The organism is Ruegeria sp. AK4, assembly GCF_056541025.1.
In genome coordinates, this window is sequence record NZ_JBQFXS010000019.1 from 1 (window position 1) to 24,179 (window position 24,179).

Genomic DNA, 24,179 nt, shown 5'->3' on the forward strand with positions numbered 1-24,179 from the left:
GAACGTTGATGCCGCACCGACAGGCGCACATGTAGCAGGTGGTCTTGCGAACCTCGTCCGAGACCTTTGGCGATGTGTCGATAACTGGCTGATTCATATCGTCTCTTTGGCTGTTGGTCTGAACTTTGCCGCGTTCCGCCCGGATCAGAGCACGTCAGCGACCTTGGGTTATCCGACTTCTTTTTACATTTCCGCCTGCTGCGCCTGCACCGCCGTCACCGCAATCATGTGCAGGACATCTTCGGCCGAGCATCCGCGCGACAAATCGTTGGCCGGTTTGGCCAGCCCCTGCAGCACCGGTCCGATGGCTTCGACCCCGCCGATCCGCTGCGCGATCTTGTAGCCCAGATTGCCTGCGTCCAGATTGGGGAAGACAAAGACATTCGCTTCCCCCTTCAGGGGCGAATCCGTTGCCTTTGTTGCCGCCACTTCGGGCACGAAAGCCGCGTCGAACTGCAATTCACCATCGATCAGCAGGGACGGGTCCGCTTCGCGGGCGATCCGCGTGGCCTCGACCACCTTGGACACCCTGGGGTGATCTGCACTGCCCGATGTGGAAAAGGACAGCATCGCCACCCGCGCCGGATCTCCGGTGAGGGCGGTGTAGGACGCGGCAGAAGCCCGCGCGATTTCCGCCATTTGCTGCGCATCCGGGTCCACGACCAGACCGCAATCGGCAAAGATGCGCGCGCCTTTAACCTCGTGATGGTCGCGACAGAACAACATCAGAAAGAAGCTGGACACCATCGCGGCGCCGGGCGCGGTGCCGATGATCTGCAGCGCCGCACGCACCGTGGCCGAGGTGGTCTCGACCGCGCCGCCGACCGTGCCATCGGCAAGGCCTTGCTGCACCAACAGTGCCGCATAAACCAACCGGTTAGACACCTGTTCGCGCGCGGCCTCGGGCGTCATGCCCTTGTGGCGGCGCAGCTCATACAAGGCCTGTGCCAAGGCCGGAGCGTGGGCCGAGGTCTTGGGGTCGTGAATCTCGATCCGGTCCCGGTCGTAGCCGTCATGGGTATCCAGCAGGGCCGAGACACGTGCCGTATCGCCCACAAGAATGATGCGGGCGACACCTTCCCGGACAGCTTTCACCGCCCCTTCTACAATGCGCGGATCATCGCCCTCGGACAGGGCGATGATCTTGTCAGAGCTGGTTGCAACCCCGAGTATTTCGCGCAGGGGTTTCAAGCCCTTAGGCCCCTGCCTGCGGGGTCATGTCTGCGGCGCTGATCCCGGCAACTTCGACCGGTTTCTTCATCGCATCGCGGCGGAAGGGCTCACCCAGTTCCTGATTGATCATGGCTTCAATCAGGGTGGTGATGCCGTTCTTCTGATCCTCGATCGCCTGATTCAGCGCTGCGGTCAGTTCGTCCATGGTGCGGGCGATCACGCCTTTCAGGCCGCATGCCTGCGCGATGCCGGCATAGGACACTTTGGTGTCCAGCTCGGTGCCGACAAAGTTATCGTCGAACCACAGGGTCGAGTTCCGCTTTTCCGCACCCCACTGGTAGTTGCGGAAGACGATCTGGGTCACGGCGGGCCATTCGTCGCGGCCGATGGCCGTCAGCTCGGTCACGGCGATGCCAAAGGCACCGTCACCCGAGAAGCCGACGACCGGTACATCCGGGCAACCGATCTTGGCGCCGATTACCGAAGGCAGACCGTAACCGCAGGGGCCGAACAGGCCGGGGGCCAGATACTTGCGGCCTTCCTCGAACGACGGATAGGCGTTGCCGATGGCACAGTTGTTGCCGATATCGGACGAGATGATCGCCTCTTTCGGCAGCGCCGACTGGATCGCGCGCCACGCCATGCGGGGGCTCATCCAGTCCGGTTTGGCGGCACGGGCGCGCTCGTTCCAGGTGGTGCCGGGATCGTCCTGCTCGTGGTCCATCGAAGTCAGTTCCTGGGCCCAGCGCGATTTGGTTTCGGCGATCTTCGCCTTGCGCGCGTCGCGCCCTTCGTCACCTGCGGTGTCCGACAGTTGCGCCAGGATATTGGTTGCAACGGTGGCTGCGTCGCCCACGATGCCGACCGAGACCTTCTTGGTCAGGCCGATGCGGTCGGGGTTGATGTCAACCTGAATGATCTTCGCGTTGGCCGGCCAGTACTCAAGACCATAGCCGGGAAGGGTCGAGAACGGGTTCAGGCGGGTGCCAAGGCAAAGCACCACATCGGCCTGGCTGATCAGCTCCATGCCGGCTTTCGAGCCGTTATAGCCCAGCGGGCCAGCGAACAGCGGGTGCGAGCCGGGGAAGGCGTCGTTGTGTTGGTAGCCTACGCAGACCGGGGCATCCAAACGTTCGGCCAGTGCTTTCGAGGCTTCGATGCCGCCCGCGGAAAGAACCGTGCCCGCGCCGTTCAGGATGACCGGGTTTTTGGCTTCGGACAGCAGCGCGGCGGCTTCAGTCACGGCCGACGCACCGCCAGACGGCAGTTCGAATTCGACAACGGCGGGAATTTCGATGTCGACAACCTGAGTGAAGAAGTCACGCGGGACGTTGATCTGTGCCGGAGCCGAGGCGCGCTTGGCTTTGGTGATCACGCGGCTCAGAACCTCGGCCATCCGCGAGGGATCGCGCACTTCTTCCTGATAGCAGACGCAGTCCGCGAACATGCGCATTTGTTCCATTTCCTGGAAACCGCCCTGACCCATGGTCTTGTTGGCGGCCTGCGGTGTCACCAGCAGCAGCGGCGTGTGGTTCCAGTAGGCGGTTTTGACGGCGGTGACAAAGTTGGTGATGCCGGGGCCGTTCTGCGCGATCATCATCGACATCTTGCCGGTGGCGCGGGTGTAACCGTCGGCCATCATGCCGCCCGAGCCTTCGTGCGCGCAGTCCCAGAAAGTGATGCCTGCTTGTCCGAAGATATCCGAGATCGGCATCATCGCCGATCCGATGATTCCGAACGCATGTTCGATCCCGTGCGATTGCAGAACCTTAACAAAAGCCTCTTCAGTGGTCATTTTCATCTGAGTGTTCTCCGCGCATATATGGAAAGGCCGGGCACCCCGCCCCGCCGTTGCATACGGTTGTGGCCCATGGGACGGGGCGGCGTTAGGGCCAGAACGCAACGCGGATTATATCCAGAGCGGCGCTATCCGGCCCGAATGGCGTCGGCGATCAGCTTGATTCCGGGTTCGATCCGGTCCGTTGCGATCGAGGAATAGCCGAGGCGATAGAAGTTCCTGGGCCTGTCGGGGCCGGAAAAGAAGGGCTCTCCGGGCTCGATATGAACGCTTTGCCGTTGCAGCGCATGTGCGAGTTTTGTGGTGTCGGTGCGCGCGGGCGCGGCCATCCAGATCGACGATCCGCCCAGAACGCCCCGTCCGGCGACCGTCAGGCCATGCTGATCGATGGCGGCATCCAGCGCCCGGCGCCGGTCTGCCAGCGTGTTGGACATGCGCCTGATCTGCGCGTCGTAATGGCCCAGAGACAGGAAATACGCAGCCGTGCGCTGAATATGGCCGGGCGGATGGCGCAGGACCAGCGAACGCAAGGCGCGGGCCTCGCGAATGAACCGCTCGGACCCGACCATGTAGCCAAGTCGCAAGCCCGGAAACAGGGATTTCGAGAAACTGCCCACATAGATCACACGGCCATCGCGATCCATGGATTTCAGTGCCGGCGAGGGCGCGCCCAGAAAGGCCATCTCGAACTCATAGTCGTCTTCGACGATCATCGCGTCCAGATCGCGGGCCCGGTCAAGCAGAGCGCTGCGCCGATCAACCGGCATGGTCGCGGTTGTCGGGCTTTGGTGGCTGGGGGTGGTGAATATGACGTCCACATCATCCGGAATCGCATCGGGCGGCAATCCGTCCCGGTCCACCTTCAATGGCGCAACCGTGCAGACCCAATGGTTCAGAAGATCCCGCAGCGCGTAGTAACACGGGTCTTCGATCGCAGCCCTTCGTCCGTTGTTCAACAGGATGCGCGAGGCCAGCCAAAGCGCGTTCTGCGCCCCCATGGTGATCAGAATCTCTTCGGGCCGCGCGGCGATGCCCCGGCGGGGCAGGGTGTGGCGGGCGATGAACTCGACCAGCAGCGGATCGTCCTGATCCACGTAATCGGCGGTCAGCGACTCGAAATCCTTGTGCCCCAGCGCCCGCACCGCGCAAAGCCGCCAGTTGGCGTGATCAAACAAAGTACGGTCCACCTGCCCGTAGATGAACGGGTAGCGATAGCTGCGCCAGTCGGTGGGTTTCGGCAGAACGTCCCCGCCCGAATATGTACGGGCCAGCGCCTTGTCCCAATCCACGGTTTCGTCCCCGCGCGGGACCGGAGTGTATTTCGGCGGCACCGGCGCGTTCTGCGACACGTAATAGCCCGACCGGCCCTTTGCGGTCAGGTAGTCATTGGCCAGCAACTCGGTATAGGCCAGTGTGACGGTGATCCGGCTGACGCCCAGATGCGCCGCCAGTTTGCGGGACGAGGGCAGCTTTTCGCCCACATGAAGCCGACCCGACAGAATGCCCTCGGCAATCATTTGTTGGATCTGCGCCTGCAGCGTGCCTTGTCCGTTAAGTTCAAGAAAGAACGTATCGACCGATATTCCCATAGCAGTCTTATAGGTTGGACTTATGCCGCGGGCAATCTGGACCTAACACAAATTTACCGTCAATCGCGAAATTCACGTTGACGCATTCGAACTATTAAACTAAATAACCAGAAAATTAGTTTAATGGAGAAATCAGATGTGGGAAACAGCAGCAGCAGGGTTTTCAGCCATGGGGTCCGAGGCCCGGCTGAAAGTTCTGAAAACGCTGGTCCGGGCGGGTGAGGCCGGGCTGACCGTCGGAGAAATCCAAAACCGGACGGGCATCGCGCCATCCACGCTGGCGCATCACCTGCGGTTCCTCGCGGCCGGTGGCGTTGTCGAGCAAGAGAAAACCGGGCGCAGCACGATCAACCGCGCCTGCTATGACGAGCTTAGAAATCTGGCGGAGTTCATCCTCAGCGAATGCTGCGCCGACGAAGTGGGAAAGGCCGCGAACGATGGCTGAGTTGACGCAAAACCCCAAGGCTTCAGCCAAGGCGCTGATCGATCTGGTCAAGACCCCCTGGGCGCTGATCGTCGTGATTCTTGCGGCGGTGGCTATTCTGGACCCGGGCAACTGGGCTGAGGTTGTCACATTTGCGGGCAAGGCGCTGGCGCATACCGGCCAGTACATCCTGTTTGCCGTTCTGTTGCTGTCCTACCTCAAGGCCACCGGGGCCGAGGTCATGGTGGCGCGCGCCTTTGAAGGGCGCGAGACGCGGATGATCTTTCTGGCAGCACTGTTCGGCGGCCTGGCCCCGTTCTGTTCCTGCGAAGTCATTCCCTTTATCGCCGGGCTGCTGGCGCTGGGCGCTCCGCTATCTGCCGTCATGGCGTTTTGGCTGAGTTCACCGCTGATCGACCCGCCGACCCTGCTGATCACCGCAGGCGCGTTGGGCTGGCCCTTTGCAATCGGCAAAGCCGTCGCCGCTGTCGCGCTGGGCCTGTTCGGAGGCTTTGCCATACGCCTGCTGATGAAACAGGGGGCCTTTGCGCAGCCCTTGCGCGTGTACAAGCCCGCCGGATGCTGCGGCTGCGGTCCGAAGCAGGACGACAAACCGGTTTGGAAGTTTTGGCAGGAGCCCGAGCGCATTCAGCGGTTCCGGTCCGAATTCATCCATAACGGCCTGTTCCTGCTGAAATGGCTGGCCTTTGCCTATGTGCTCGAAGCGTTGCTGGTCAGCTATGTGCCCGCCGACCTGATCGCCCGCGTTGTCGGAGGCGAAGGCGTGTTGCCCATCGTCACCGCTGCTCTGGTCGGAATGCCGGCCTACCTGAACTCCTACGTCGCGCCGCCGCTGCTGGCCGGGTTGATGGAGCAGGGCATGAGCGCTGGTGCCGCAATGGCCTTCATGGTCGCCGGGGCGGTCAGTTCGATACCGGCCATGGCGGCGGTCTGGTCCCTGGTCAAGCCGCGCGTGTTTGCAACTTATCTGGTCCTTGGGGTCAGCGGCGCAATCGTCACCGGCATCCTGTTCCAGATGATCTGAAAACAAAAAAACCGCCCGGCACAGTCGCCGGGCGGTTTTTCCTGGACATTCGTAGACTCACCCCGCCTCGCAGAAACGCGGAAGCTTGAACCGGTACCGCGCCTCGCCGCTTTCCACGTAGACGCGCTTTTCCACGCAGGCGCTGGTGCCGACGGTCTGGGACACCGGTGCCTCGGTCGAGGTGATCGAGGCGGCAGAGCCATCCGGCAACCGGACCGAAGCGATGACGCCGTTTTTCAGGTCTCCGTTGATTGCGGTGGCCGACAGGACCGGGACGGTCATGAAGGAATGATGCTCGTGCTTGCCATCATCGCCCAGCACAAACAGGGACGTGACAATGACGATCATGACAACGCCCCCGGCCAGACCCAGCCCCCAGGTTTTCAGAAAGGCATAGATCGAAACGGCGCGGTGCGGGCCAAAAACGGCGGACAGAACGTTCAGCATGGGTTTCCCGTTGGAAAAGCCCCGGACCGTTCAGGCCGGGGCCATCAGAGCATCAGAAACGCGGGGTCTCTTCGTCTTCTTCCTCGCCGCCGCCTTTGGGCAGGTTGAAGAAGCTGTCCGCGTCGACCATCGGCTCGTCTTCTTTCTCGTCCTCGGAATCGTCGGACAGCGAGAAGGTTTCCAGCCCTTCGATGGCCGTCGGGATCTTGGGCGCGGCGTCCATTTCCAGCGATTGCTCGGTCGAGACCAGCTTGCGGCGCTCATCATCGCTCATGACACCGCCCTCGGCGGCTTTCTTCGCGGCGGCCTTCTGAACCACGGCATCCAGTTCCGACTGTTTGCACAGGCCCAGCGCCACCGGATCGATGGGCTGCATGTTCGAGATGTTCCAGTGGGTGCGTTCACGGATCGACTGGATGGTCGGCTTGGTGGTGCCCACCAGCTTGGCGATCTGGCCGTCGCTCAGTTCGGGGTGGAATTTGACCAGCCACAGGATCGAATTCGGACGGTCCTGACGCTTGGACAGCGGCGTGTAGCGCGGGCCACGGCGTTTTTCTTCGCCAGCGGCCGACGGGTTGAACTTGAGCTTCAGCTTGTGCAGCGGGTTGTTCTGGGCCGCGTCGATCTCTTCCTGCGTCAGTTGGTTATTGGCAAGCGGGTCGAACCCTTTGACACCAGCGGCCACGTCGCCATCGGCGATGCCCTGCACCTCGAGCTCGTGCATGCCTACGAAATCTGCGATCTGCTTGAAGCTGATCGTGGTGTTGTCCACCAGCCATACGGCGGTTGCCTTGGCCATCAGGGGTTTTGCCATCAGCCCGTCTCCTATAAATACATCTGTCCCGTCGCCGGAATTCGGCGGCCCCGAGGTATTGGGGCAGGTTTCCGTTGTCGGGGAACTTGGGGCTTATATAGTCGCGTCAGGGTAAGAAGGGAAGAGGCGAATGCGCTGGGTGATTTTGTGGATTGCAAGCGCTGTGGCGGCGCTGGCCGAGGGCGAAAAGGCGGGTGCGTTCGACTATTACGTCCTGTCGCTGAGCTGGTCGCCCAACTGGTGCGCGCGCGAAGGCGATGCGCGCGGGTCGGACCAGTGCGATGCGCGCCATGACCACGGCTGGGTCCTGCACGGGCTCTGGCCGCAATATCATCAGGGCTGGCCATCCTATTGTCCCACGCCGAATGCCCCACCATCGCGGGCCATGACCCGCGAAATGGAGGATATTCAGGGGTCTTCCGGCCTTGCGTGGCATCAGTGGAAGAAGCACGGAACCTGCTCGGGCCTCAGCGCGCCCGACTATTTTGCCTTGTCCCGGCAAGCGTATGAGGGCGTCCAGCGCCCGCCTGTGTTCCGCAAGCTGGACAGGTCGGTCAAACTGCCCGCCTCGGTGGTGGAAGAGGCGTTTTTGAAAGCCAACCCGACGCTCGAGCCCGACATGATCACCATCACCTGCAAACAGGGCTATATCGAAGAGGTCCGCCTGTGCCTGTCCCGCGCCCTTGATCCGGTGCCGTGTGGCCGGGATGTGATCCGCGACTGCACCGCGACGGATGCGCTGTTCGATCCGATTCGCTAAAGCTCACCGCTTTGGCATTCCCGCGCGTATTCCAACGCCTTGGCCGTGCCTTTCAGATCAATCGCCATGACGGTTTCACCTGCGGGGTTGTAAACGGTCAGGGTCTTGTTCTGCGCAATCGCATTGACGAAATTGCGGTCGGTGAAGAATACCGTTGCCCCCGGCACGTCGCGTTCATTGAACCCGATGGCGGTGGCGTCAAAGCTCTTGCCGTCCAGCTCGAACCGGATCGGATAGCTCTTGCCCTGCTCGATCTGCCCCCAGGCCTTGTTGTAAACCGCGAAATACCCGCGATTGTCCAACGCATCATAGCCCAACCGCACCACCGACAGGTCCTGATACACCGTCTGGATCAGGCACCCGTTGCCAAGGGCAGGGTCCATCATGATGTTCCAGCCTTCGACGAAACCCTTATCGATGAGTTGTTGAGACAGGGCAGAGGTGGCGGTGAAGGCGGCGAGGGTGAGGGCGAGGAAACGTTTCATTATGAGTCCCGTTGCAATTGGCGTTCTGTTGTCCCTACCTAACCTCAAAGCCGTTCCGGGCAAAAGGAATACTCTGACGCCCATGGGTCTTGTCTGTCGAAAGAACTGTTGCCGCAGTTGTGATAGAATGACCTTTGTCGCAGAACGTGAGATTTGCAATGACGGCCAATTCAGAACAGGCGGAATACTGGAGTTCGGCACCCGGCCTCAAGTGGATCAGATTTGAAGAGGATTTAGATGCTGTCTTTGGGTCCGTAACCAACGAACTCATTCGACGGGCGCGTCCACGTCCGGGTGAGCGGTTGCTCGACATTGGTTGCGGAACTGGTGCGGCGAGCGTCGCATTTGCGGGGCATTTGGCCCCGGCGGGGACTGTAACGGCATTGGACATCTCTGAACCGCTGCTGAAGCATGCCAAGTCCCGCGCCAACGAAATGTCCATTAAGTCCAGATACTGCCTGCTGGACGCGCAAAACGACGCGATACCCACTGCACCCTTCGATCTCGTGATTTCTCGGTTCGGGGTCATGTTTTTTTCCAACCCGGTCGCCGCTTTCGCAAACATACGTCGGCATATGTGCCAAAAGGGACGGCTGGTTGTTGCGGCGTGGGCACCAATGAATTCAGAAAACCCGTGGTTCGAGATTCCTTTCCAGGCGGCGATGTCGCACTTGGGGCCACCTGATCCCGAGGAACCCAATGCGCCGGGTCCGCTTGGCTTTCAGGACATCAGCTATGTTGTCGATGTGTTGCAGGATGCGGGGTTCAGTGACGTAGCCGGCGATGTCGCTGAGATTACTTTCGAGCATTCAGGCCCGCTCAAAAAAGTTTCCGACCTGGCAGCCAATATAGGGCCAGCGGCTCGTATTCTTAAGAAATACAATGGAACGGCAGCGGATGTCGAAGCGATCCAAGAGGCGGTTTTGAAAGGCTTCAGAAGATTTGAAAAACCTGAGGGTGTGAGAATTCCCGCAAAACTGAATTTTTTCGAGGCGGTGAATACCGGCTAAAGTTCCTTCCGCGCCCTGAGCGCCGCCGTAATCGTCCCGTCATCCAGATAATCCAGTTCCCCCCCAATCGGCACGCCCTGTGCCAGTGAGGTCAGGCGGACCTGCCCGTCCAACTGATCGGCGATGTAATGAGCGGTGGTCTGGCCATCGACGGTGGCGTTGAGCGCAAGGATGACCTCGGTGATCCCTTCGGCCAGCACCCGGTCCTTCAAACGGGGGATGCGCAACTCGTCCGGGCCGACGCCGTCCAATGCTGACAGCGTGCCGCCCAGCACGTGGTAGCGGCCTTTGAACACGCCCGCCCGTTCCATCGCCCAGAGGTCGGCGACGTCCTCGACCACGCAGAGCTCTCCGGTCGCGCGGGCCTCGGCGTCGCAGATGTCACAGATATCGGTGGTGCCCACATTGCCGCAGTTCAGGCATTCGCGGGCGGTGATGGCGACCTGCTGCATGGCATCAGACAGAGGTGTCAGCAGCAGGGCGCGTTTGCGGATCAGGTGCAACACCGCCCGGCGGGCCGAGCGGGGGCCGAGGCCGGGCAGTTTGGCCATCAGGTCGATCAGATTGTCGATGTCGCTGTTGGAACTCACGGCCTGTCCTGTCTGGCGCCGGAGGGAGCCTCCGGCGGGAGTATTTTTGAAAAGATGAAGATCAGAACGGCAGTTTGATATCTGCAGGCAGGCCCATGCTTTCGGTCAGCTTGGCCATTTCCGCCTGCGCGCGGTCGGCCGCCTTGGTCTGGGCGTCCTTGATGGCGGCGAGGATCAGGTCTTCGACCACTTCCTTGTCGTCGCCGTTGAAAATCGACGGGTCGATGTCCAGGCCTTTGAGCTCGCCTTTGGCGGTGGCGGTGGCTTTGACAAGGCCCGCACCGGATTCGCCGACAACCATCAGGTTGTTCAGCTCCTCCTGCATTTCGGTCATTTTGGTCTGCAGGTCCTGCGCGGATTTCATCATCTTGGCCATATCGCCCAGACCGCCTAGTCCTTTGAGCATCGGTATTCTCCTATATGCGGGGGCGCAACGCGCCGTGTATGAGTTTCGCACATATCGCAATTGCAAGAGCGAGGAACAAGAGGGGAGATCCAATACAGCCCTCCTGCATCGCTTCCCACCGGATATCGTCAAGAATTGGGCCGTAATAATCTACGGTAATCATGAGGGCGAGTGCTACCCAAACGAAAGCGATCACCCATTTGAGTGCTCTTCGTTTTGATAGGATTGCGAGCGCAGTAACGCCTATTAAAACGAGTACGATCGGATTGAAGGTCAGTGCTAAGAACTCGTCAAGCATAGATGCCGGGCCAGAGGCAGAGTTCCATAGCGGCCTTTCCTTATCGCAGACTTCCGCCACCGCGCTTGTGGCGAAAAGCAAAAGGATCAATCCTCCTCGAACGGATCCCATTCGTCTTCGACCTCGGGCAGGGCTTCGGTTTCGACCTTGGCGGCAAGTTCTTCGGGGGTTTCGATCTTTGTGATCTTCGCCTTGGGGAATTGCGCCAGAACGGCCTGCACCAGCGGGTGTTGTTCGGCCTCGGCTTTCAGGGCAAGTTCCGCCTTGTCCCGCACCTCGGCGATGGTCGGCGCGTTGCCTTCGGACACGATGGAGACGGCCCAGCGGTTGCCGGTCCAGCGTTGCAGGGCAGAGCCAAGCCGGGGGGCCAGATCCGTCGGGGCCTGCGATGCGGGGGTGAATTCGATCCGGCCCGGCTGGTAGGAAACCAGACGCAGGCCGGTCTCGACCTCGACCAGCAATTTCACGTCCCGGTTGGCGCGGATCAGTTCGACTACATGTTCGAAGGTCGGATAGCGGGCGAGGGCGGCCTGCGTATCCTGCGCCAGTGCAGCCACCGGCGCGCCGCCCGATCCGCGCGGGGCGGGGGCGTAGGTTGAAGATACGGCGCTGGCCTGAACCGGCGGTGCGCCATTGCCGGGCAGGGGAACGCCGCCGCCGGGGCCACCGGGCGGGGGCGGCGGGGCGTCCTGCAGGCGTTTGATCAGCTCTTCCGGGCTGGGCAGGTCGGCCACATGGGTCAGGCGGATCACCGCCATTTCGGCGGCCATCATGGCGTTGGGGGCGGCTGCGACCTCATCCAGCGCCTTCAGCAGCATCTGCCACATGCGGGTCAGGACGCGCATGGGCAGGGCCTCGGCCATCTGCTGACCACGGGCACGTTCGTCGGGCGAGACCGTCGGGTCTTCGGCGGCGTCGGGGGTGATTTTCACCACCGAGACCCAATGGGTGATCTCGGCCAGATCGCGCAGCACGGCCAGCGGGTCGGCGCCTTCGGCGTATTGGGCGCTCAGCTCGGTGAGCGCACCGGCGGCGTCGCCGCGCAGGATCATGTCGATCAGGTCCAACACCCGGCCCCGATCCGCCAGACCCAGCATGGCGCGCACCTGATCGGCGCTGGTCTCGCCCGCGCCATGGGATATGGCCTGATCCAGCAGCGAGGTCGCATCGCGGGCCGACCCTTCGGCGGCGCGGGTGATCAGCGCCAGCGCATCCTCGGCGATCTGGGCCCCTTCGGCATCGGCGATCTTGCGCAGCAGGTCGATCATGTCTTCCGGTTCGATCCGGCGCAGATCAAAACGCTGGCAGCGCGACAGCACCGTGACCGGGACCTTGCGGATCTCGGTGGTGGCGAAGATGAACTTCACATGTTCGGGCGGTTCCTCGAGCGTTTTGAGCAGCGCGTTGAAGGCGCTGGTCGAGAGCATGTGAACCTCATCGATGATGTAAATCTTGTAGCGGGCCGAGGCTGCGCGGTAGCGGACGCTGTCGATGATCTCGCGAATATCGTTGACGCCGGTGCGGCTGGCGGCGTCCATCTCCATCACGTCGACATGGCGGCCTTCCATGATCGCCACGCAATGTTCGCACTGGCCGCAAGGTTCAGTCGTGGGGCCGCCCTGACCATCCGGCCCGATGCAGTTCATCCCTTTGGCGATGATGCGCGCCGTGGTGGTCTTGCCGGTGCCGCGAATGCCTGTCATGACAAAGGCTTGCGCGATGCGGTCCGCCTCGAACGCGTTTTTCAGCGTGCGCACCATCGCGTCCTGTCCCACAAGATCGGCGAAAGTTTCCGGGCGGTATTTGCGGGCGAGAACCTGATAGGCGGGGCTGGGCGTGTCGGTCATGTCTGCTTTCGCGGATTCGAGTTCTGCCGCAGCGTAGAGGTCGCCGCCGCCCGCGTCCACAGCGCGTCGTCAGGATTTTTGTTTTGGAAAACGCGGGTCCTTGCGTAAACTGGTTCGGCCTATTCCAGAGACTGTATTTTTGGCGATTATTTCATGAGGGGACTTGGTTTATGTCTCAGATGGCGATCTACGCGCTGCAAGTTGGGGGCGGTACGCTGGCCCTGACGCCGATTCCGGGCTGCAGCGGGGACTATTCCGGTGATCTGGAACTGATTTCGGACTGGAAGCCGGGGCTGGTGATTTCGATGACCACCGCGGTCGAGATGTTGCAGCACGGCGCGCAGGATTTCGGCAGCGATATTCAGGGCCGCGCCAGCCGTTGGGTGCATCTGCCGGTCGAGGATTTCGGCGCACCACCGCAGGCGGTGCTTGACGCGTGGCCCTCGGTCAGCGCGACGGTGCGGCATGCGCTGTCCGGCGGCGGGCGGGTGCTGGTCCATTGCCGGGGCGGCTGCGGCCGGTCGGGCATGGTTGTCCTGCGGCTGATGGTCGAATGCGGAGAGCCCCCGCAAAAGGCGCTGGCGCGGTTGCGGGCCATCCGGCCCTGCGCGGTCGAGACCGAGGGGCAGATGGCCTGGGCCGTCGGGACGGCACAGGTGGTGAGTGACGCTTGACTCAGGCTGAAACCCGATGCGGTTCAGCCCGCCTTTCGGGCGGGGTGATCGCTGTTGCGTCAAGCATTGCGCAGGGTGGGCTGGCGACTACACCCGCGGGCAATGGGCTGAAGCCTGTGCCAAAAATCATGTCGGCGTAGCGGTCCAGCCTGTCCAGATCATCCTCGGCGCCCTTGCCGCAAAACACCCGGATCTGATCCGGACGAGCGCGGAACCGGGCGGTGCAGCCGCCGGGGCAAAACCTCAGCTCGCTGCTGCCTTCGATTTCGAACTCAGCCGTGGTGGCGGGTCCGGCTTCTGCCACCGCCTGTGTCAGCGCACGCGCCATCCGGGCCAGCGCCGGGCAGGTTTTGCCGGTCCGCTGGCACACGGTTGCGGTGAATTCATGCGTCTTTGTCTTCCAGATCATCCTGCGCCCTCCGCGCGGCGGACGGGGGATGTGGATCAGGTAGGACTGCGCGAAGCTGTCAGGACCTGCCCGGACACCCCGCCCGAGTTTCGGTTTCAGTTCTGATGGCAGGTCTCCTGACTTGCGGGTCAAAGCGTTGCCGACCTTCCCAGCCTTTCGGCCAGTGGTGTTCCGGCAGTGCTCACCGCTTACAGTTGCGGGGGCAGTCGCGGCCTTGGTTCGTTCCGGCATCGCCGGGCAGAACCGCACCGAGTTCCCTTTTCATCCCGACCCCTTGTGGGGGCCGGAAACCATCACACAATCGCTAGCGGTTGGCCGGGCCCCGAGTCAAGCTGATCTTGATCCGCATTTTGCGCCCTCGGCCCGAAGTGGACGTTTGGTCATGTGGCTTCGCTGTTGACTTGGCCGTGCCGTTCAGCGCCTGATCAAGAAATGAACCGAATAGTTCAGATTGATTCCGAGGGTGCCATGTTGGACGCGCAGCAAACGGTTTTGACAGAAGACTTCCAGTTTCCGTCCGGCCCGGCGATGCTGTCGGCGCGGCTGTACCGCCCGGTTTCCGATCCCGAAACTGTAGTTGTGCTGAACAGCGCCACCGGCGTTCCGCGCGAGTACTACCGGCATTTTGCCCATTGGCTGGCATCGGACCGGGGCATGGCCTGCCTGACCTATGATTATCGCGATTTCGGGTCGTCCGCGTCGGGGCCGTTGAAGCACTCAAAGGCCACGATGGCGGATTGGGCCCTGATCGACATGCCCGCCGCCCGCGCCGAGATGCGCCGCCGCTTCCCTGACGCGCAGCACTGGACCATCGGCCATTCGGTCGGGGCGATGCTGGGACCGGTGCAGCCCGATATCGACCGGATCGATCGCATGATCTGCGTGTGTTCGGGGCTGGTCACGCTGTCGGATCATCCCTGGCCGTATCGGGCGCTGGCAGGGCTGTTCTGGTACGGCCACGCGCCGCTGACGGTTCACGCGATGGGTTACCTGCCGGGCAAGGCGCTGGGGTTTGGCTCGGATTTGCCTGCGCCTGTCTATTGGCAGTGGCGCAGATGGTGCACGGCGCCGCTCAACTACGTGCCCGACATTGGCACGAGCCTGCCAGAGGCCAAATGGTCCGGGTCAGGCGTGCCTGTGGACCTGTTCACCTTTGAAGACGATCAGATGGTCCCGCCCGAAGCCGTCTGGCGGCTGGCCGATCTGTACGGGTCCGGGGCAAAACGGCACCTGCTGTCGCCAAAAGACTTCGGCGTAAGCGATATCGGCCATATCGGCGTTTTTGCGCGCCGCAACGCTGCCGTCTGGCCGCGTCTGATTGGCTGAGAAAGGGCACCGGTGATCCGGTGCCCCTGCCGTCACAGACCCTTGCGGGACTTCTTGTCCTGCATCACGGACCGCACCATCTTGCCGAACGCCTTGTCGCGCGCCCGGGACTGCGCCACGGTTTCAGAATTCCTCTGATCCTCGCGCCGCAGCTTCCGCCACCGCTCCAGCCGGTCGGCATCCAGCGTACCGTCCCCGATGGCCGCCTGCACGGCGCAACCGGGTTCAGCCTCGTGCTGGCAGTCCGAAAACCGGCACATGTTGGCGAGTTCGAGGATGTCCGAGAACACCTCGTCCACACCATCCTGCGCGTCCAGCAGCCGCAGGGCGCGCATGCCCGGCGTGTCGATCAGCCAGCCGCCGTTTTGCATCCGGTGTAGCGCGCGCGACGTCGTGGTGTGCCGCCCGCGTGCGTCATCTTCACGAATGCCGGCGGTTCCGTCCTGCCGCCCGGTCATCCCGTTCGCCAGCGTCGTTTTGCCCACGCCGGACGACCCGACCAGCGCGGCTGTCTGCCCCGAAGGGCACCACGACAGCACCTGCTGGATATCGTCAGCCTTCAACGCGTTCACCGCAAGAACCGTCAGGAACGGTGCCAGCGCCTGCGCCCGGGCGGCATAGTCGGAAGGATCTGCACAGGTGTCTGCCTTGGTCAGAACCACAACCGGGTAACAGCCGGATTGATGGGCCAGTGCCAGATACCGCTCCAGCCGGGGCGGATTGAAATCGGCATTGCAGGAACTGACGATGAACAGCACATCGACATTGGCGGCGATCAGCTGCGCCTCGGCCCCAGTGCCTGCGGCGCGGCGTTGCAGGGTGCTGCGCCGGTCCAGCAGGTGCCGGACGCGGTTGTGGTCGTCGCTAAGCACCCAGTCACCAACGGCAAATTCGCCGGTGGGCCGGTCCGGGGAGAGCAGGGGCGTTTCGCCATCCGCGTTCACTCCGATCAGCCGGTCGCGGTGCACGGCGGTGATGCGATAGGGATTGCACGATGGATTGGCCGCGTGCTGCGCGGCAAAGTAAGAGGACCATCCAAGGTCCGTAAGGGTAAGAGTCATTGGTCTGCCTGAGTTCAGATACAGCAAAACCCACAGATGGCGGGCGCGCATCCGTCGGTCATGGGTTCAGGCAGTCGCGTGGATAGGGTTCAGAACCGCTCTGCCCGAAGGGTCTTTGCTACATTCATAAAAGCCCTCCTGCGGCTGGGGTTTGCGTAAGTGAGAGGTTGGACATCGACCCAAGCGGGGCTCGTTGTGGCTGCTTCCTTCCGGACCTGACCAGGTTGGCGAGGCGCTCGCCCGCGCCAACCTCTCGACCCCGATATAGGCAGGTGCCGGGCAAAAGACAACCCGTCAGAGCGTCAGGCCTATCCGCTGGAACCCCTCCGCGTCGCGTCCCAGCGGCTTGGAGTTGAAGATGTCCAGCTCATCCAGATACTTGATTGCGCCGGGGCCGGTTCTGAGGACGGCGCCAGCCCCGGACAGAGGGGCGAAAGAAAAGGGGTGCGGCGCGTCCTCAAGCGGGTCACGCGGCAGGGTGTCCGACAGGTAACCTCTGAGGACATGCTTTATTTCCAGCGTCGGCAGGTCGAGGATTCGGCTTTGGAACACCGTCGGAAATTTGCCGCCGCCACTGGCCCGGTAGTGGTTCAGCGCGACCGCGAACCTCTGATCCGGGCGGACAGGTTGGCCCCCGAATTCCAGAGCGGACACCCTGTTATGGGCGGGGTCGATCAGCCCCCCCTCGGCGTCGAAGCGCGCGGGTTGGGACAGGTCGAACCGATAGGTGAGGCCGAAGAGCACGTCGAAATTATACCCGGCGCGGCGGGGGTCGATCAGGTCGGCGGTTTGGCCGGTGTTTTGTTGATTGAAAACGCTAGCGGACATTTCCAGCCAGTCCCGCAGCTGCGCGCCGGTCACGACAACGCCCCGCAATTCGTTTGGAAACAAATGCAGGTCGGCGATGTGGCGCAGGCAGATTTCCCCGGCGGGAACCTGAGTGTACCAGCGGGGGCCGGCGCGCCCGCCGCTTTTGCAGGGTGCAACCGCTGACAGAACGGGCAGGTCGGCCAGACCGGATGCAGACAGATGCGGGCGCAGCGCCGCAGCTTGCGCCGCCGCCACCAGAGCAAGCCCCCGATCCGGCGCGCAGAGGCTGAAGTAGCTGTGCAGATCGCGCGGGATACGGGCGACCGGTTCCGCTACCATCGCCCGCGTCTGCGCGTGCGCCTGGGCAAAAAGCCCCACGAACTGAGGATCCTCGGGCACCGGTTCCTGATGAGGTTCTGCAACGACAGGCCGCAGCTCAGCACCGCTGCCTTCGATGCGCCATGTGCCGGAGGGGCCACGGGACAGCGACAGGTCGATCACTCCGAGATATGAACCCGCCGAGCCGGGCATGACCGCCGGTTTGCCGTGAATGCGTCCGGCGACGTGATCGACATGGGCAAGCCCCTCATGCGCCGGACCGGGCAGAGTCAGATGGGTGTGCCCCGCAATGATCGCATCGATGCCGTCAATCGCGGCCAAAGGGATGGCGGCGTTTTCCAAACCGGGGGCGGGCTGTGGCTCACCAAGGCCGGAATGCGACAGGGCAAGGATCAGATCACACCCCTCGGAGCGCAGATGTTTCACCTGCTTGTGCGCCGCTTCAATTATGTCCTCGGCAATGACCTCGTCCTGCAACAGATGAGATTCCCAGCGGGCGGTTTGCGGCGGCAGGACGGACAGAACGCCGATGTGAATGGCGGCAGGCTTTCCCTGCCATAAAACCGTACGCTCCAGAATAGTGCCATCCGCCCAAATCTGCGGTGCCTTCAAGCGGCGCATGTTGCTGCACACGACCGGGCAGGGGGCCTGAGCGAGGATGCGGTCCAGCACCGGCAGCCCGAACCCGAAGTCATGGTTTCCAAGCGCAATTGCGTCGTACTCCAATGCTCCGAAAGCCTGCATCAGCGGATGGGGATCATCCTGCGTTGCCGCCCATTCGCCCAGCTGCGTGCCCTAAAGGAAATCGCCATTGTCGAACAGCAGCACAAGACTGTCACCGGCCTGTGCCCGGGCCTGCCGGATCAGCGTGGCCGTCCGCGTGAACCCAATCGATGGATCGGACCGGTCGGCATAGTAGTCGAAACCGGTCAGGTTCATATGCAGGTCGGTGGTCGCCAGAATGCGGATATTGGCCCCAGATGTTCTTGCCGGGTCTCGCCCCGGCAAAGATTTGTTTAATATCAATTTTCTACTTTTGGATGCTGTTTCTTAATCAAATTCACTAGAAAGTATAATAGATGAATTTTCCGGGGCCTGCATGCGGCCTTTCCGTGGCAACAGTTGGATTTCCAGCCGGTGAATTGCCATTGCAACAGCGGTGCAGTCATGGCAGCCCTGTGCGCAGGACCCAAAGGACATTCAATGAAAAACGCGGAACTGGTGACATTTGGCGGCTCGGGCCTGAACCGGGCGGCGCATCTTCGCGGCGATGGTGACAAGCTGGATGCGGCGCGCCGTGATCCGATGGCCAGATGCGCGCTGGTCTGGCGCGGAAAGCTGCTGGTGCAGGGCGAAGGGCTGGACCAGCTGGCGCTGATCCCGATGACCCATGATCTGATCTGCAATGGTCCGGGCGGGGTGGTCGAAGCGCCGATCCTTCTGGGATGTACCGAAGCGGGCGCGCCGGTCTTTGCAGCGGATATTTCGAACTGGGCGGCCGAGGGTCTGGATCTGACTGGGATGGGCGAGTTCGTCGACAGGTCCGAACAGCAGCACCCCGATCTGCCCCAAGGGTATGTGTTTGCCGAGTTGCGCCGGATCATGACACGCCTGTCCGCGCGCGACGCGGAACTGGCGGCGACCGCCAAAGCCGTGATCGGCTGGCATCAGACGCATCGCTTTTGCGCCCGCTGCGGTGCGCCCAGCGAGCTGTCTCAGGCCGGATGGCAGCGCAGTTGCCCGTCCTGCGGCGGCCAGCATTTCCCCCGTACCGATCCGGTTGTGATCATGCTGATCACCCATGGCGATTGCGTCCTGATGGGGCGGTCTCCGGGCTGGCCCGAGGGGATGTTTTCCCTGCTGGCGGGGTTTGTCGAACCCGGTGAAACGCTTGAAGCCGCCGTGCGGCGCGAAGTGATGGAGGAAGCGGGCGTGCCCGTTGGCGCGGTCTCCTACCTGTCCAGCCAGCCCTGGCCGTTCCCGGCCTCGCTGATGTTCGGCTGCGCGGGCGAGGCGCTGTCGCGTGAGATCGAAATCGACCCGGTCGAGATCGAACAGGCGATGTGGGTCAGCAAAACCGAGATGATGCAGGCTTTCGCGGGCGAACATCCCGCTTTGCTGCCCGCCCGCAAGGGCGCGATTGCGCATTTCCTGCTGAAAAACTGGCTTGCAGATACGCTGGACTGAGGAAAAACTGGCACCAAGGCACGACGGGCAGCAAAGGACGACATGCAGTTTTCAGCGCGCGAAGATATCGAGGCACCGATCAATTCGGTGTTCGAGATGGTTTCCGATTTCGAACGATTCGAACGCCTGGCCATGCGCCGGGGGATCGAGGTGCGGCGGACGGCGGGCGGTGCGCCCTTCGAGGCCGGAGCCGCGTGGCAGACCGAGTTCAAACTGCGTGGCAAACCCCGGCAGATGTCGGTCCTGATGACCGATTGCGACCGACCCACCCAGATGCGGTTCGAGGCCAGCAGCAAAGGCATGGCCGGGGTCACAACCGTTGATTTCCTGGCCCTGTCGCAGCGTCGGACGCGGTTGAATGTCGAGATGTCGCTGGCCGCCAAATCTCTGCCCGCGCGGCTGTTGCTGCAGTCGCTGAAACTGGGACAGGCGCGCTTTCGCAAACAGTTTCAGGTACGCCTGAGCGAGTTTGCCCGCGAGCTGGAACAGCGGCATCTGTACGGGGCATAAGATGCTTTCAGCCGGGACGGATCGCGCATGGACAGATTGATCATACGACGGGCAATTGGCGATGACGCCGCCGGGATCGCCGATGTCCTTCAGGAACTGGTCCGGGCCGGTAAACGTCACAAGCCAAGTACGCCGGATTTCGCCCGGGCGCATTACATCGGTCACGACGACCAAATCCGGTGCACGGTTGCAACGGACGCAGGCGGGCTCATCCTCGGGTTTCAGTCCATGAAGATCGCGACCCAGAACAACCCATATGGCGCGCCGGTCGGCTGGGGTGTGATCGGGACCCATATTCGGCCTTCCGCGGCCCGGCGCGGCGTTGGGCGCGCCTTGTTTGCACGAACTCTTGAGATTGCGCGGCAGCATGGTTTGCCCGCCATCGACGCGACAATAGGCGCGAACAACGCCGAGGGGCTGGCCTATTACGAAGCCATGGGGTTCAGGCAGTACCGTCTGCGCGAGGGATCGGTTTCAAAGGAATTTCGGCTTGAAAACCGGTCCACTGCCGAGGAATCGTAGGCTGGCCCCAAATCTTGTCAGTTGATCTGCTTGATGGCGCAGCGCTCTGGCCTGCAAACAAACCTCTTCAGCCGCGCGGTTGCGCTGCAGGGTAAACCCCCAGAATCTCGACATTTGTCGTGAAATGTTCCAACTCGTCCATTGCCAGTTGCACGTTACGGTCGTCCGGGTGGCCGACGATGTCGGCATAGAACTGCGTTGCCGTGAACGAGCCGTCCAGCATATAGCTTTCCAGCTTGGTCATGTTGATCCCGTTGGTCGCAAACCCGCCCATCGCCTTGTACAGCGCCGCCGGAATGTTGCGGACCTGAAACACGAAGCTGGTGATCATGCCGTGATCGCCCCGGCGCGCCAGATTGGCCTGCCGTGACATCACCAGAAAGCGGGTCGTGTTGTCGTCATGGTCCTCGATATGGCGGGCCAGAACGTTCAGCCCGTATATCTCGCCCGCGAGTTCACTCGCCAGCGCGGCGGAGTGGATATCGCCGGTCTCGGACACCTCGCGCGCGGCGCGGGCATTGTCGGGGCTGACCCGGCCGCGAATGCCGTGTTCGTTCAGGAACCCGGCGCATTGCGGCAGCAGGACAAGGTGAGAATGCGCCTCAGTCACGTCCGCAAGTTTCGCGCCCGGCACGGCCAGCAGGTTGATGTGAACCCGCACGAAAGCCTCGTCGATAATGTGCAGCCCGCTATGGGGCAGCAGCCGGTGGATATCGGCCACCCGGCCATAGGTCGTGTTCTCGACCGGCAGCATCGCCAGATCGGCCTCGCCTGCGCGGACCGATTCGATCACATCCTCGAACGTACGGCAGGGCAGGGCCTCCATATCCGGGCGCGCATTGCGGCAGGCCTCGTGACTGTAGGCGCCGGGTTCCCCCTGAAAGGCAATACGTTTGGTCATTTGGTCGATTCCGTGCAACAAGTTCTTGAATTGGGCGTTTAGTCGCGGTGTCTATACCTTGCCTCTTGTCAGGGGAAGCCTTAGACACCCCGCAGACAGCTGAAATGGACTCGCGATCAATGTTCGACACGATGACAGTTACCAAGGCCGCCGCAGGCCTGTTTGGCACCTTCCTGGTGTTGCTTCTGGCCAAATGGGGGGCGGATGTCCTCTATCATGGCGGTGGCCATGGCGATGCCGAGGCCGCTTACATTATCGAAACCGACAGCGCGGGTGAAAGCGCCGACGGCGAAGAAGTGGTGTTCGAGGACATGCTGGCCGCCGCAGACCCGGAAAAAGGCGCGCGCGTGTTCCGCAAATGCACCGCCTGCCACAAGCTGGAAGACGGCGCCAACGGCACCGGCCCCTATCTGTTCGGTATCGTCGACCGCCCGGTTGCTTCGGCCAACGGCTTCACCGGCTATTCGGCCGCGATGCAGGCGCATGGCGGCAACTGGACACCCGAGGCACTGGATGCGTTCTTGGAACGCCCAAGCGCCTATATCTCGGGCACATCGATGAGCTTTGCAGGCCTGAGAAAGCCGGAAGAGCGCGCCGATCTGATTGCCTATCTGCAGACAATCGGCAACTGATTGCCGGACCGTCTGCCCGAATTCAAGGCCGTTGCCCCGAGCAGCGGCCTTTTTTTGTCGGTTACACATCTTCACAAAGCGTTCACGCATTCTAAACTTGAACCTGACAGTGCTGGACCTTTAGCTAGGTCAAGGCGCATCTAAGACGTTCAAGAAGCTGCAGGGGAGGCGGGCATGACCCAGAAAAGCGCAAAATCAACGCTGACCACAATGAAGCGGCGCACCGCGTTGCAATTGTTGGGCGGCAGCGCCGTTGCCGCCATGGCCCCCGGTCTGAACGGCGCGATGGCTGCCGGTGCTGCGGACAACAGCAAGATTATCAAGGCACACGGGTATTCTTTTTTTGGCGACCTGAATTACCCGCCTGACTTCAAACATTTCGCTTACGTCAATCCCGATGCTCCGGTGGGCGGGCAGATATCGGTTTCAACGCGCGGCACGTTTGACGGCATGAACCGCTTTAACTGGCAGGGAAAGGCCGGACGCTACTCCGGCCTGATCGCCGAGAGCATGTTCGGCGACAGCCCCTTCGGGTCGGCCTCGCCAGCGGATTCGATCACCGAAGCTTATGGTTTGCTTGCGGAATCCGTCGAATACCCCAGCACAAAGGAATGGTGCATTTTCTACATGCGCCCCGAAGCCCGGTTCGCGGATGGAACCCCCCTGACAGCGCATGACGCCGCGTTCACCCATGAACTCTTCCTCGAACAAGGTATCCGCAGTTACGCGCGGGCGGTCAAACAGCGCATCAAAGGCTACGAGATCATTGATGACTACACGATCAAGTACAATTTCGTGGACGGTATCTCGCGCCGGTCGCTGATTTCGCAGGTCGGCGGCACGCCCGTGTTTTCGAAAGCGTGGTATGAAAAGACCGGAGAGCGACTGGATAAACAAAGCCTTCTGACCCCGATGGGCAGCGGGCCTTATGTCGTCGATGATTTTGAACTGAACCGCTACATCGTCTATCGCCGCAATCCCGATTATTGGGGCTGGCATTTGCCGATCAACGTTGGCCGCCATAACTTCGAAACGGTACGGGTCGAGTATTTCGCCGATGACGCTGCCGAGTTCGAAGCGTTCAAGGCCGGAATTTACACGTTCCGCGCCGAAGGCAGCACAAAGAAATGGGCAACCGGCTATGATTTCCCGGCGGTTCAGAACGGCTTTGTCAAGCGCGAGAGCATCCCGGTCATGTCCCCGCCGTCGCCGTCAGGCTTCATTTTCAACATGCAGCGCGCGCCGTTTGACGACATCAAGGTTCGTGAAGCCCTTGGACTGGCGTACAATTTCGAGTGGACGTCCGAGTCGCTGCAGTTCGGGCTGACGGAACAACGCCATTCCTTTGCCGAAAACTCTGAGGTCGCCGCAGATGGGCTGCCTGACGAGATGGAAACCGCGTTCCTCAAATCCTTGGGCGACCTCGTCCCCGAAGAGCTGTTTACGCAGGAAGCCGTGCGCGCGCATTCTTCGAATGCATCCCGTACCGTCGATCGCCGCAACAAGCGGACGGCGCTGAAGCTGTTCGAAGAAGCGGGCTGGACGGTTTCCAGCCAGGGCAGGCTGCAGGATGCCGAAGGCAAGCCGATGGAAATCACGATCATGCTGAATGCGTCGTCCTCGGACACGGCTGAGGCCATCGTGACGACATATGCCTCGAGCCTCGAAAGTTTTGGTGTGTCCGTGACGGTCGAAAAGATCGACAGCGCGCAATGGATCCAGCGCTATTACGACAAAGATTTTGACATGATCTTCTTCCGCAACCAGTCTTTCCTTGAGGCGGGAACGGGCCTGAAACAGGCATACGGGGCAGAGACGGCGGTGGTGTCGTCTTACAACCCGCAATCTCTGCAGGAACCTTTGGTGGATGCGATCATCGATGCCGCGCTTGACACAAAATCGCGCGAAGAGGAGATTGCCGCGCTGAAATCGCTGGACCGCGTGCTGCGCTATCTGCGCATTCAGGTTCCGACCGGCTATGTATCGGACACCTGGGTCGCCTATTACGACATGTTCGAACACCCCGAGGAATTGCCGCCTCTGGCCGTCGGGCAGTTTGACTTCTGGTGGTTCAATGACGAGAAGTACCAGAAACTGAAAGCTGCTGGCGCGGTGAGGTAAC

General features: G+C 61.8%; 25 protein-coding genes, 1 other RNA gene and 1 riboswitch. Of the genes, 11 read left to right on the top strand and 15 right to left on the bottom strand.

Annotated features, from left to right (window positions below; translation table 11 throughout):
• Positions 1 to 183 precede the first annotated feature (183 nt).
• From pta to pdxR, 3 genes are all read right to left on the bottom strand, one after another.
• On the bottom strand, positions 184 to 1,191 hold the full coding sequence (pta, locus tag ACR0EZ_RS21150; protein ID WP_480616678.1) for a phosphate acetyltransferase: 1,008 nt from the start codon (positions 1,189 to 1,191) through the stop codon (positions 184 to 186).
• Positions 1,192 to 1,195: 4 nt separating this feature from the next.
• Positions 1,196 to 2,974: a sulfoacetaldehyde acetyltransferase gene (gene xsc / locus ACR0EZ_RS21155; RefSeq protein ID WP_480616680.1), complete on the bottom strand. Its 1,779-nt coding sequence runs from the start codon at positions 2,972 to 2,974 to the stop codon at positions 1,196 to 1,198.
• 125 nt (positions 2,975 to 3,099) lie between these two features.
• Positions 3,100 to 4,560, bottom strand: a complete 1,461-nt coding sequence (pdxR, locus tag ACR0EZ_RS21160) for a MocR-like pyridoxine biosynthesis transcription factor PdxR (protein WP_480616681.1) — start codon at positions 4,558 to 4,560, stop codon at positions 3,100 to 3,102.
• 136 nt (positions 4,561 to 4,696) lie between these two features.
• Between pdxR and ACR0EZ_RS21165 the strand changes: the two genes are divergently transcribed.
• A complete protein-coding gene (locus ACR0EZ_RS21165) occupies positions 4,697 to 5,005 on the top strand; it encodes an ArsR/SmtB family transcription factor (protein WP_480616682.1) in 309 nt (102 codons plus the stop codon).
• The gene (locus tag ACR0EZ_RS21170) at positions 4,998 to 6,029 is read left to right on the top strand and encodes a permease (RefSeq protein ID WP_480616683.1); all 1,032 of its coding nucleotides are present in this window, start codon (positions 4,998 to 5,000) and stop codon (positions 6,027 to 6,029) included. Before ACR0EZ_RS21165 ends, ACR0EZ_RS21170 begins: the two co-directional genes overlap by 8 nt.
• 57 nt (positions 6,030 to 6,086) lie before the next feature.
• On the opposite strand, the gene ACR0EZ_RS21175 is transcribed toward ACR0EZ_RS21170, so the two are convergent.
• Together ACR0EZ_RS21175 and ACR0EZ_RS21180 are read right to left on the bottom strand one after the other, a co-directional pair.
• Positions 6,087 to 6,476 (bottom strand): hypothetical protein, encoded by a 390-nt coding sequence (locus tag ACR0EZ_RS21175; protein ID WP_480616684.1) that lies wholly within the window; start codon positions 6,474 to 6,476, stop codon positions 6,087 to 6,089.
• Positions 6,477 to 6,528: 52 nt separating this feature from the next.
• Positions 6,529 to 7,290 carry a DUF1013 domain-containing protein gene (locus ACR0EZ_RS21180; RefSeq protein ID WP_480616685.1) on the bottom strand — a complete coding sequence of 254 codons (762 nt, stop codon included), beginning with the start codon at positions 7,288 to 7,290 and terminating at the stop codon, positions 6,529 to 6,531.
• A gap of 130 nt (positions 7,291 to 7,420) precedes the next feature.
• Between ACR0EZ_RS21180 and ACR0EZ_RS21185 the strand changes: the two genes are divergently transcribed.
• Positions 7,421 to 8,050, top strand: a complete 630-nt coding sequence (locus ACR0EZ_RS21185; RefSeq protein ID WP_480616686.1) for a ribonuclease T2 family protein — start codon at positions 7,421 to 7,423, stop codon at positions 8,048 to 8,050.
• Here the strand turns inward: ACR0EZ_RS21185 and ACR0EZ_RS21190 are convergent.
• Positions 8,047 to 8,535, bottom strand: coding sequence for a hypothetical protein (locus ACR0EZ_RS21190; protein ID WP_480616687.1), 489 nt, complete (start codon positions 8,533 to 8,535; stop codon positions 8,047 to 8,049). The two genes, ACR0EZ_RS21185 and ACR0EZ_RS21190, sit on opposite strands and share 4 nt — an antisense overlap.
• A 158-nt stretch (positions 8,536 to 8,693) precedes the next feature.
• Here ACR0EZ_RS21190 and ACR0EZ_RS21195 point away from each other — a divergent pair, with 158 nt between their 5' ends.
• The gene (locus ACR0EZ_RS21195; RefSeq protein WP_480616688.1) at positions 8,694 to 9,545 is read left to right on the top strand and encodes a class I SAM-dependent methyltransferase; all 852 of its coding nucleotides are present in this window, start codon (positions 8,694 to 8,696) and stop codon (positions 9,543 to 9,545) included.
• Here ACR0EZ_RS21195 and recR read toward each other — a convergent pair.
• The 3 genes from recR to ACR0EZ_RS21210 form a co-directional block, all read right to left on the bottom strand.
• Entirely contained in the window at positions 9,542 to 10,135 is a 594-nt protein-coding gene (recR, locus tag ACR0EZ_RS21200; protein ID WP_480616690.1) for a recombination mediator RecR, read from the bottom strand. The genes ACR0EZ_RS21195 and recR overlap by 4 nt on opposite strands.
• 61 nt (positions 10,136 to 10,196) lie before the next feature.
• A complete protein-coding gene (locus ACR0EZ_RS21205) occupies positions 10,197 to 10,541 on the bottom strand; it encodes a YbaB/EbfC family nucleoid-associated protein (RefSeq protein WP_480616691.1) in 345 nt (114 codons plus the stop codon).
• A 384-nt stretch (positions 10,542 to 10,925) separates the two neighbouring features.
• Positions 10,926 to 12,686, bottom strand: a complete 1,761-nt coding sequence (locus ACR0EZ_RS21210) for a DNA polymerase III subunit gamma/tau (RefSeq protein WP_480616692.1) — start codon at positions 12,684 to 12,686, stop codon at positions 10,926 to 10,928.
• Between the two features lie 170 nt (positions 12,687 to 12,856).
• Here ACR0EZ_RS21210 and ACR0EZ_RS21215 point away from each other — a divergent pair, with 170 nt between their 5' ends.
• Positions 12,857 to 13,360: a protein-tyrosine phosphatase family protein gene (locus ACR0EZ_RS21215; protein WP_480616694.1), complete on the top strand. Its 504-nt coding sequence runs from the start codon at positions 12,857 to 12,859 to the stop codon at positions 13,358 to 13,360.
• A gap of 1 nt (position 13,361) precedes the next feature.
• Here the strand turns inward: ACR0EZ_RS21215 and ACR0EZ_RS21220 are convergent, their stop codons facing one another.
• Positions 13,362 to 13,769 (bottom strand): hypothetical protein, encoded by a 408-nt coding sequence (locus tag ACR0EZ_RS21220; RefSeq protein ID WP_480616696.1) that lies wholly within the window; start codon positions 13,767 to 13,769, stop codon positions 13,362 to 13,364.
• A gap of 89 nt (positions 13,770 to 13,858) precedes the next feature.
• A riboswitch (cobalamin riboswitch) is annotated at positions 13,859 to 14,078 on the bottom strand.
• 123 nt (positions 14,079 to 14,201) lie between these two features.
• Here ACR0EZ_RS21220 and ACR0EZ_RS21225 point away from each other — a divergent pair.
• Positions 14,202 to 15,095 (top strand): alpha/beta hydrolase family protein, encoded by an 894-nt coding sequence (locus tag ACR0EZ_RS21225; RefSeq protein ID WP_480616697.1) that lies wholly within the window; start codon positions 14,202 to 14,204, stop codon positions 15,093 to 15,095.
• 32 nt (positions 15,096 to 15,127) lie between these two features.
• On the opposite strand, the gene rsgA is transcribed toward ACR0EZ_RS21225, so the two are convergent.
• The 4 genes from rsgA to ACR0EZ_RS21245 all read right to left on the bottom strand — a co-directional run bounded on the left by rsgA (position 15,128) and on the right by ACR0EZ_RS21245 (position 18,331).
• Positions 15,128 to 16,156 carry a ribosome small subunit-dependent GTPase A gene (gene rsgA, locus ACR0EZ_RS21230; RefSeq protein ID WP_480616699.1) on the bottom strand — a complete coding sequence of 343 codons (1,029 nt, stop codon included), beginning with the start codon at positions 16,154 to 16,156 and terminating at the stop codon, positions 15,128 to 15,130.
• A gap of 157 nt (positions 16,157 to 16,313) precedes the next feature.
• Positions 16,314 to 16,412, bottom strand: an RNA gene (ffs, locus tag ACR0EZ_RS21235) — signal recognition particle sRNA small type.
• Between the two features lie 38 nt (positions 16,413 to 16,450).
• The gene (locus ACR0EZ_RS21240; RefSeq protein ID WP_480616701.1) at positions 16,451 to 18,049 is read right to left on the bottom strand and encodes a 5'-nucleotidase C-terminal domain-containing protein; all 1,599 of its coding nucleotides are present in this window, start codon (positions 18,047 to 18,049) and stop codon (positions 16,451 to 16,453) included.
• Positions 18,050 to 18,100: 51 nt separating this feature from the next.
• The gene (locus ACR0EZ_RS21245; protein ID WP_480616702.1) at positions 18,101 to 18,331 is read right to left on the bottom strand and encodes a hypothetical protein; all 231 of its coding nucleotides are present in this window, start codon (positions 18,329 to 18,331) and stop codon (positions 18,101 to 18,103) included.
• A 177-nt stretch (positions 18,332 to 18,508) separates the two neighbouring features.
• Between ACR0EZ_RS21245 and nudC the strand changes: the two genes are divergently transcribed.
• From nudC to ACR0EZ_RS21260, 3 genes are read left to right on the top strand one after another with little or no spacing between them, the layout of a single operon-like run.
• The gene (gene nudC / locus ACR0EZ_RS21250; RefSeq protein ID WP_480616704.1) at positions 18,509 to 19,492 is read left to right on the top strand and encodes an NAD(+) diphosphatase; all 984 of its coding nucleotides are present in this window, start codon (positions 18,509 to 18,511) and stop codon (positions 19,490 to 19,492) included.
• A gap of 42 nt (positions 19,493 to 19,534) precedes the next feature.
• Entirely contained in the window at positions 19,535 to 20,002 is a 468-nt protein-coding gene (locus tag ACR0EZ_RS21255) for an SRPBCC family protein (protein WP_480616706.1), read from the top strand.
• 27 nt (positions 20,003 to 20,029) lie between these two features.
• Entirely contained in the window at positions 20,030 to 20,524 is a 495-nt protein-coding gene (locus ACR0EZ_RS21260; RefSeq protein ID WP_480616707.1) for an N-acetyltransferase family protein, read from the top strand.
• A 67-nt stretch (positions 20,525 to 20,591) separates the two neighbouring features.
• Here ACR0EZ_RS21260 and ACR0EZ_RS21265 read toward each other — a convergent pair whose 3' ends face one another.
• Positions 20,592 to 21,425 (bottom strand): prephenate dehydratase, encoded by an 834-nt coding sequence (locus ACR0EZ_RS21265; RefSeq protein ID WP_480616708.1) that lies wholly within the window; start codon positions 21,423 to 21,425, stop codon positions 20,592 to 20,594.
• Positions 21,426 to 21,544: 119 nt separating this feature from the next.
• Between ACR0EZ_RS21265 and ACR0EZ_RS21270 the strand changes: the two genes are divergently transcribed.
• Positions 21,545 to 22,057, top strand: coding sequence for a c-type cytochrome (locus tag ACR0EZ_RS21270; RefSeq protein WP_480616752.1), 513 nt, complete (start codon positions 21,545 to 21,547; stop codon positions 22,055 to 22,057).
• 174 nt (positions 22,058 to 22,231) lie between these two features.
• Positions 22,232 to 24,178 carry an extracellular solute-binding protein gene (locus tag ACR0EZ_RS21275; protein WP_480616709.1) on the top strand — a complete coding sequence of 649 codons (1,947 nt, stop codon included), beginning with the start codon at positions 22,232 to 22,234 and terminating at the stop codon, positions 24,176 to 24,178.
• The last annotated feature ends 1 nt before the right edge of the window (position 24,179 follow it).

Bases quoted from the DNA above. Each gene is read 5' to 3' on its own strand.
- xsc (WP_480616680.1), bottom strand. From the start codon at position 2,974: ATGAAAATGACCACTGAAGAGGCTTTTGTTAAGGTTCTGCAATCGCAC.
- pdxR (WP_480616681.1), bottom strand. From the start codon at position 4,560: ATGGGAATATCGGTCGATACGTTCTTTCTTGAACTTAACGGACAAGGC.
- ACR0EZ_RS21165 (WP_480616682.1), top strand. From the start codon at position 4,697: ATGTGGGAAACAGCAGCAGCAGGGTTTTCAGCCATGGGGTCCGAGGCC.
- ACR0EZ_RS21170 (WP_480616683.1), top strand. From the start codon at position 4,998: ATGGCTGAGTTGACGCAAAACCCCAAGGCTTCAGCCAAGGCGCTGATC.
- ACR0EZ_RS21175 (WP_480616684.1), bottom strand. From the start codon at position 6,476: ATGCTGAACGTTCTGTCCGCCGTTTTTGGCCCGCACCGCGCCGTTTCG.
- ACR0EZ_RS21180 (WP_480616685.1), bottom strand. From the start codon at position 7,290: ATGGCAAAACCCCTGATGGCCAAGGCAACCGCCGTATGGCTGGTGGAC.
- ACR0EZ_RS21185 (WP_480616686.1), top strand. From the start codon at position 7,421: ATGCGCTGGGTGATTTTGTGGATTGCAAGCGCTGTGGCGGCGCTGGCC.
- ACR0EZ_RS21190 (WP_480616687.1), bottom strand. From the start codon at position 8,535: ATGAAACGTTTCCTCGCCCTCACCCTCGCCGCCTTCACCGCCACCTCT.
- ACR0EZ_RS21195 (WP_480616688.1), top strand. From the start codon at position 8,694: ATGACGGCCAATTCAGAACAGGCGGAATACTGGAGTTCGGCACCCGGC.
- ACR0EZ_RS21205 (WP_480616691.1), bottom strand. From the start codon at position 10,541: ATGCTCAAAGGACTAGGCGGTCTGGGCGATATGGCCAAGATGATGAAA.
- ACR0EZ_RS21210 (WP_480616692.1), bottom strand. From the start codon at position 12,686: ATGACCGACACGCCCAGCCCCGCCTATCAGGTTCTCGCCCGCAAATAC.
- ACR0EZ_RS21215 (WP_480616694.1), top strand. From the start codon at position 12,857: ATGTCTCAGATGGCGATCTACGCGCTGCAAGTTGGGGGCGGTACGCTG.
- ACR0EZ_RS21220 (WP_480616696.1), bottom strand. From the start codon at position 13,769: ATGATCTGGAAGACAAAGACGCATGAATTCACCGCAACCGTGTGCCAG.
- ACR0EZ_RS21225 (WP_480616697.1), top strand. From the start codon at position 14,202: ATGAACCGAATAGTTCAGATTGATTCCGAGGGTGCCATGTTGGACGCG.
- rsgA (WP_480616699.1), bottom strand. From the start codon at position 16,156: ATGACTCTTACCCTTACGGACCTTGGATGGTCCTCTTACTTTGCCGCG.
- ACR0EZ_RS21240 (WP_480616701.1), bottom strand. From the start codon at position 18,049: ATGCAGGCTTTCGGAGCATTGGAGTACGACGCAATTGCGCTTGGAAAC.
- nudC (WP_480616704.1), top strand. From the start codon at position 18,509: ATGAAAAACGCGGAACTGGTGACATTTGGCGGCTCGGGCCTGAACCGG.
- ACR0EZ_RS21255 (WP_480616706.1), top strand. From the start codon at position 19,535: ATGCAGTTTTCAGCGCGCGAAGATATCGAGGCACCGATCAATTCGGTG.
- ACR0EZ_RS21260 (WP_480616707.1), top strand. From the start codon at position 20,030: ATGGACAGATTGATCATACGACGGGCAATTGGCGATGACGCCGCCGGG.
- ACR0EZ_RS21265 (WP_480616708.1), bottom strand. From the start codon at position 21,425: ATGACCAAACGTATTGCCTTTCAGGGGGAACCCGGCGCCTACAGTCAC.
- ACR0EZ_RS21270 (WP_480616752.1), top strand. From the start codon at position 21,545: ATGTTCGACACGATGACAGTTACCAAGGCCGCCGCAGGCCTGTTTGGC.
- ACR0EZ_RS21275 (WP_480616709.1), top strand. From the start codon at position 22,232: ATGACCCAGAAAAGCGCAAAATCAACGCTGACCACAATGAAGCGGCGC.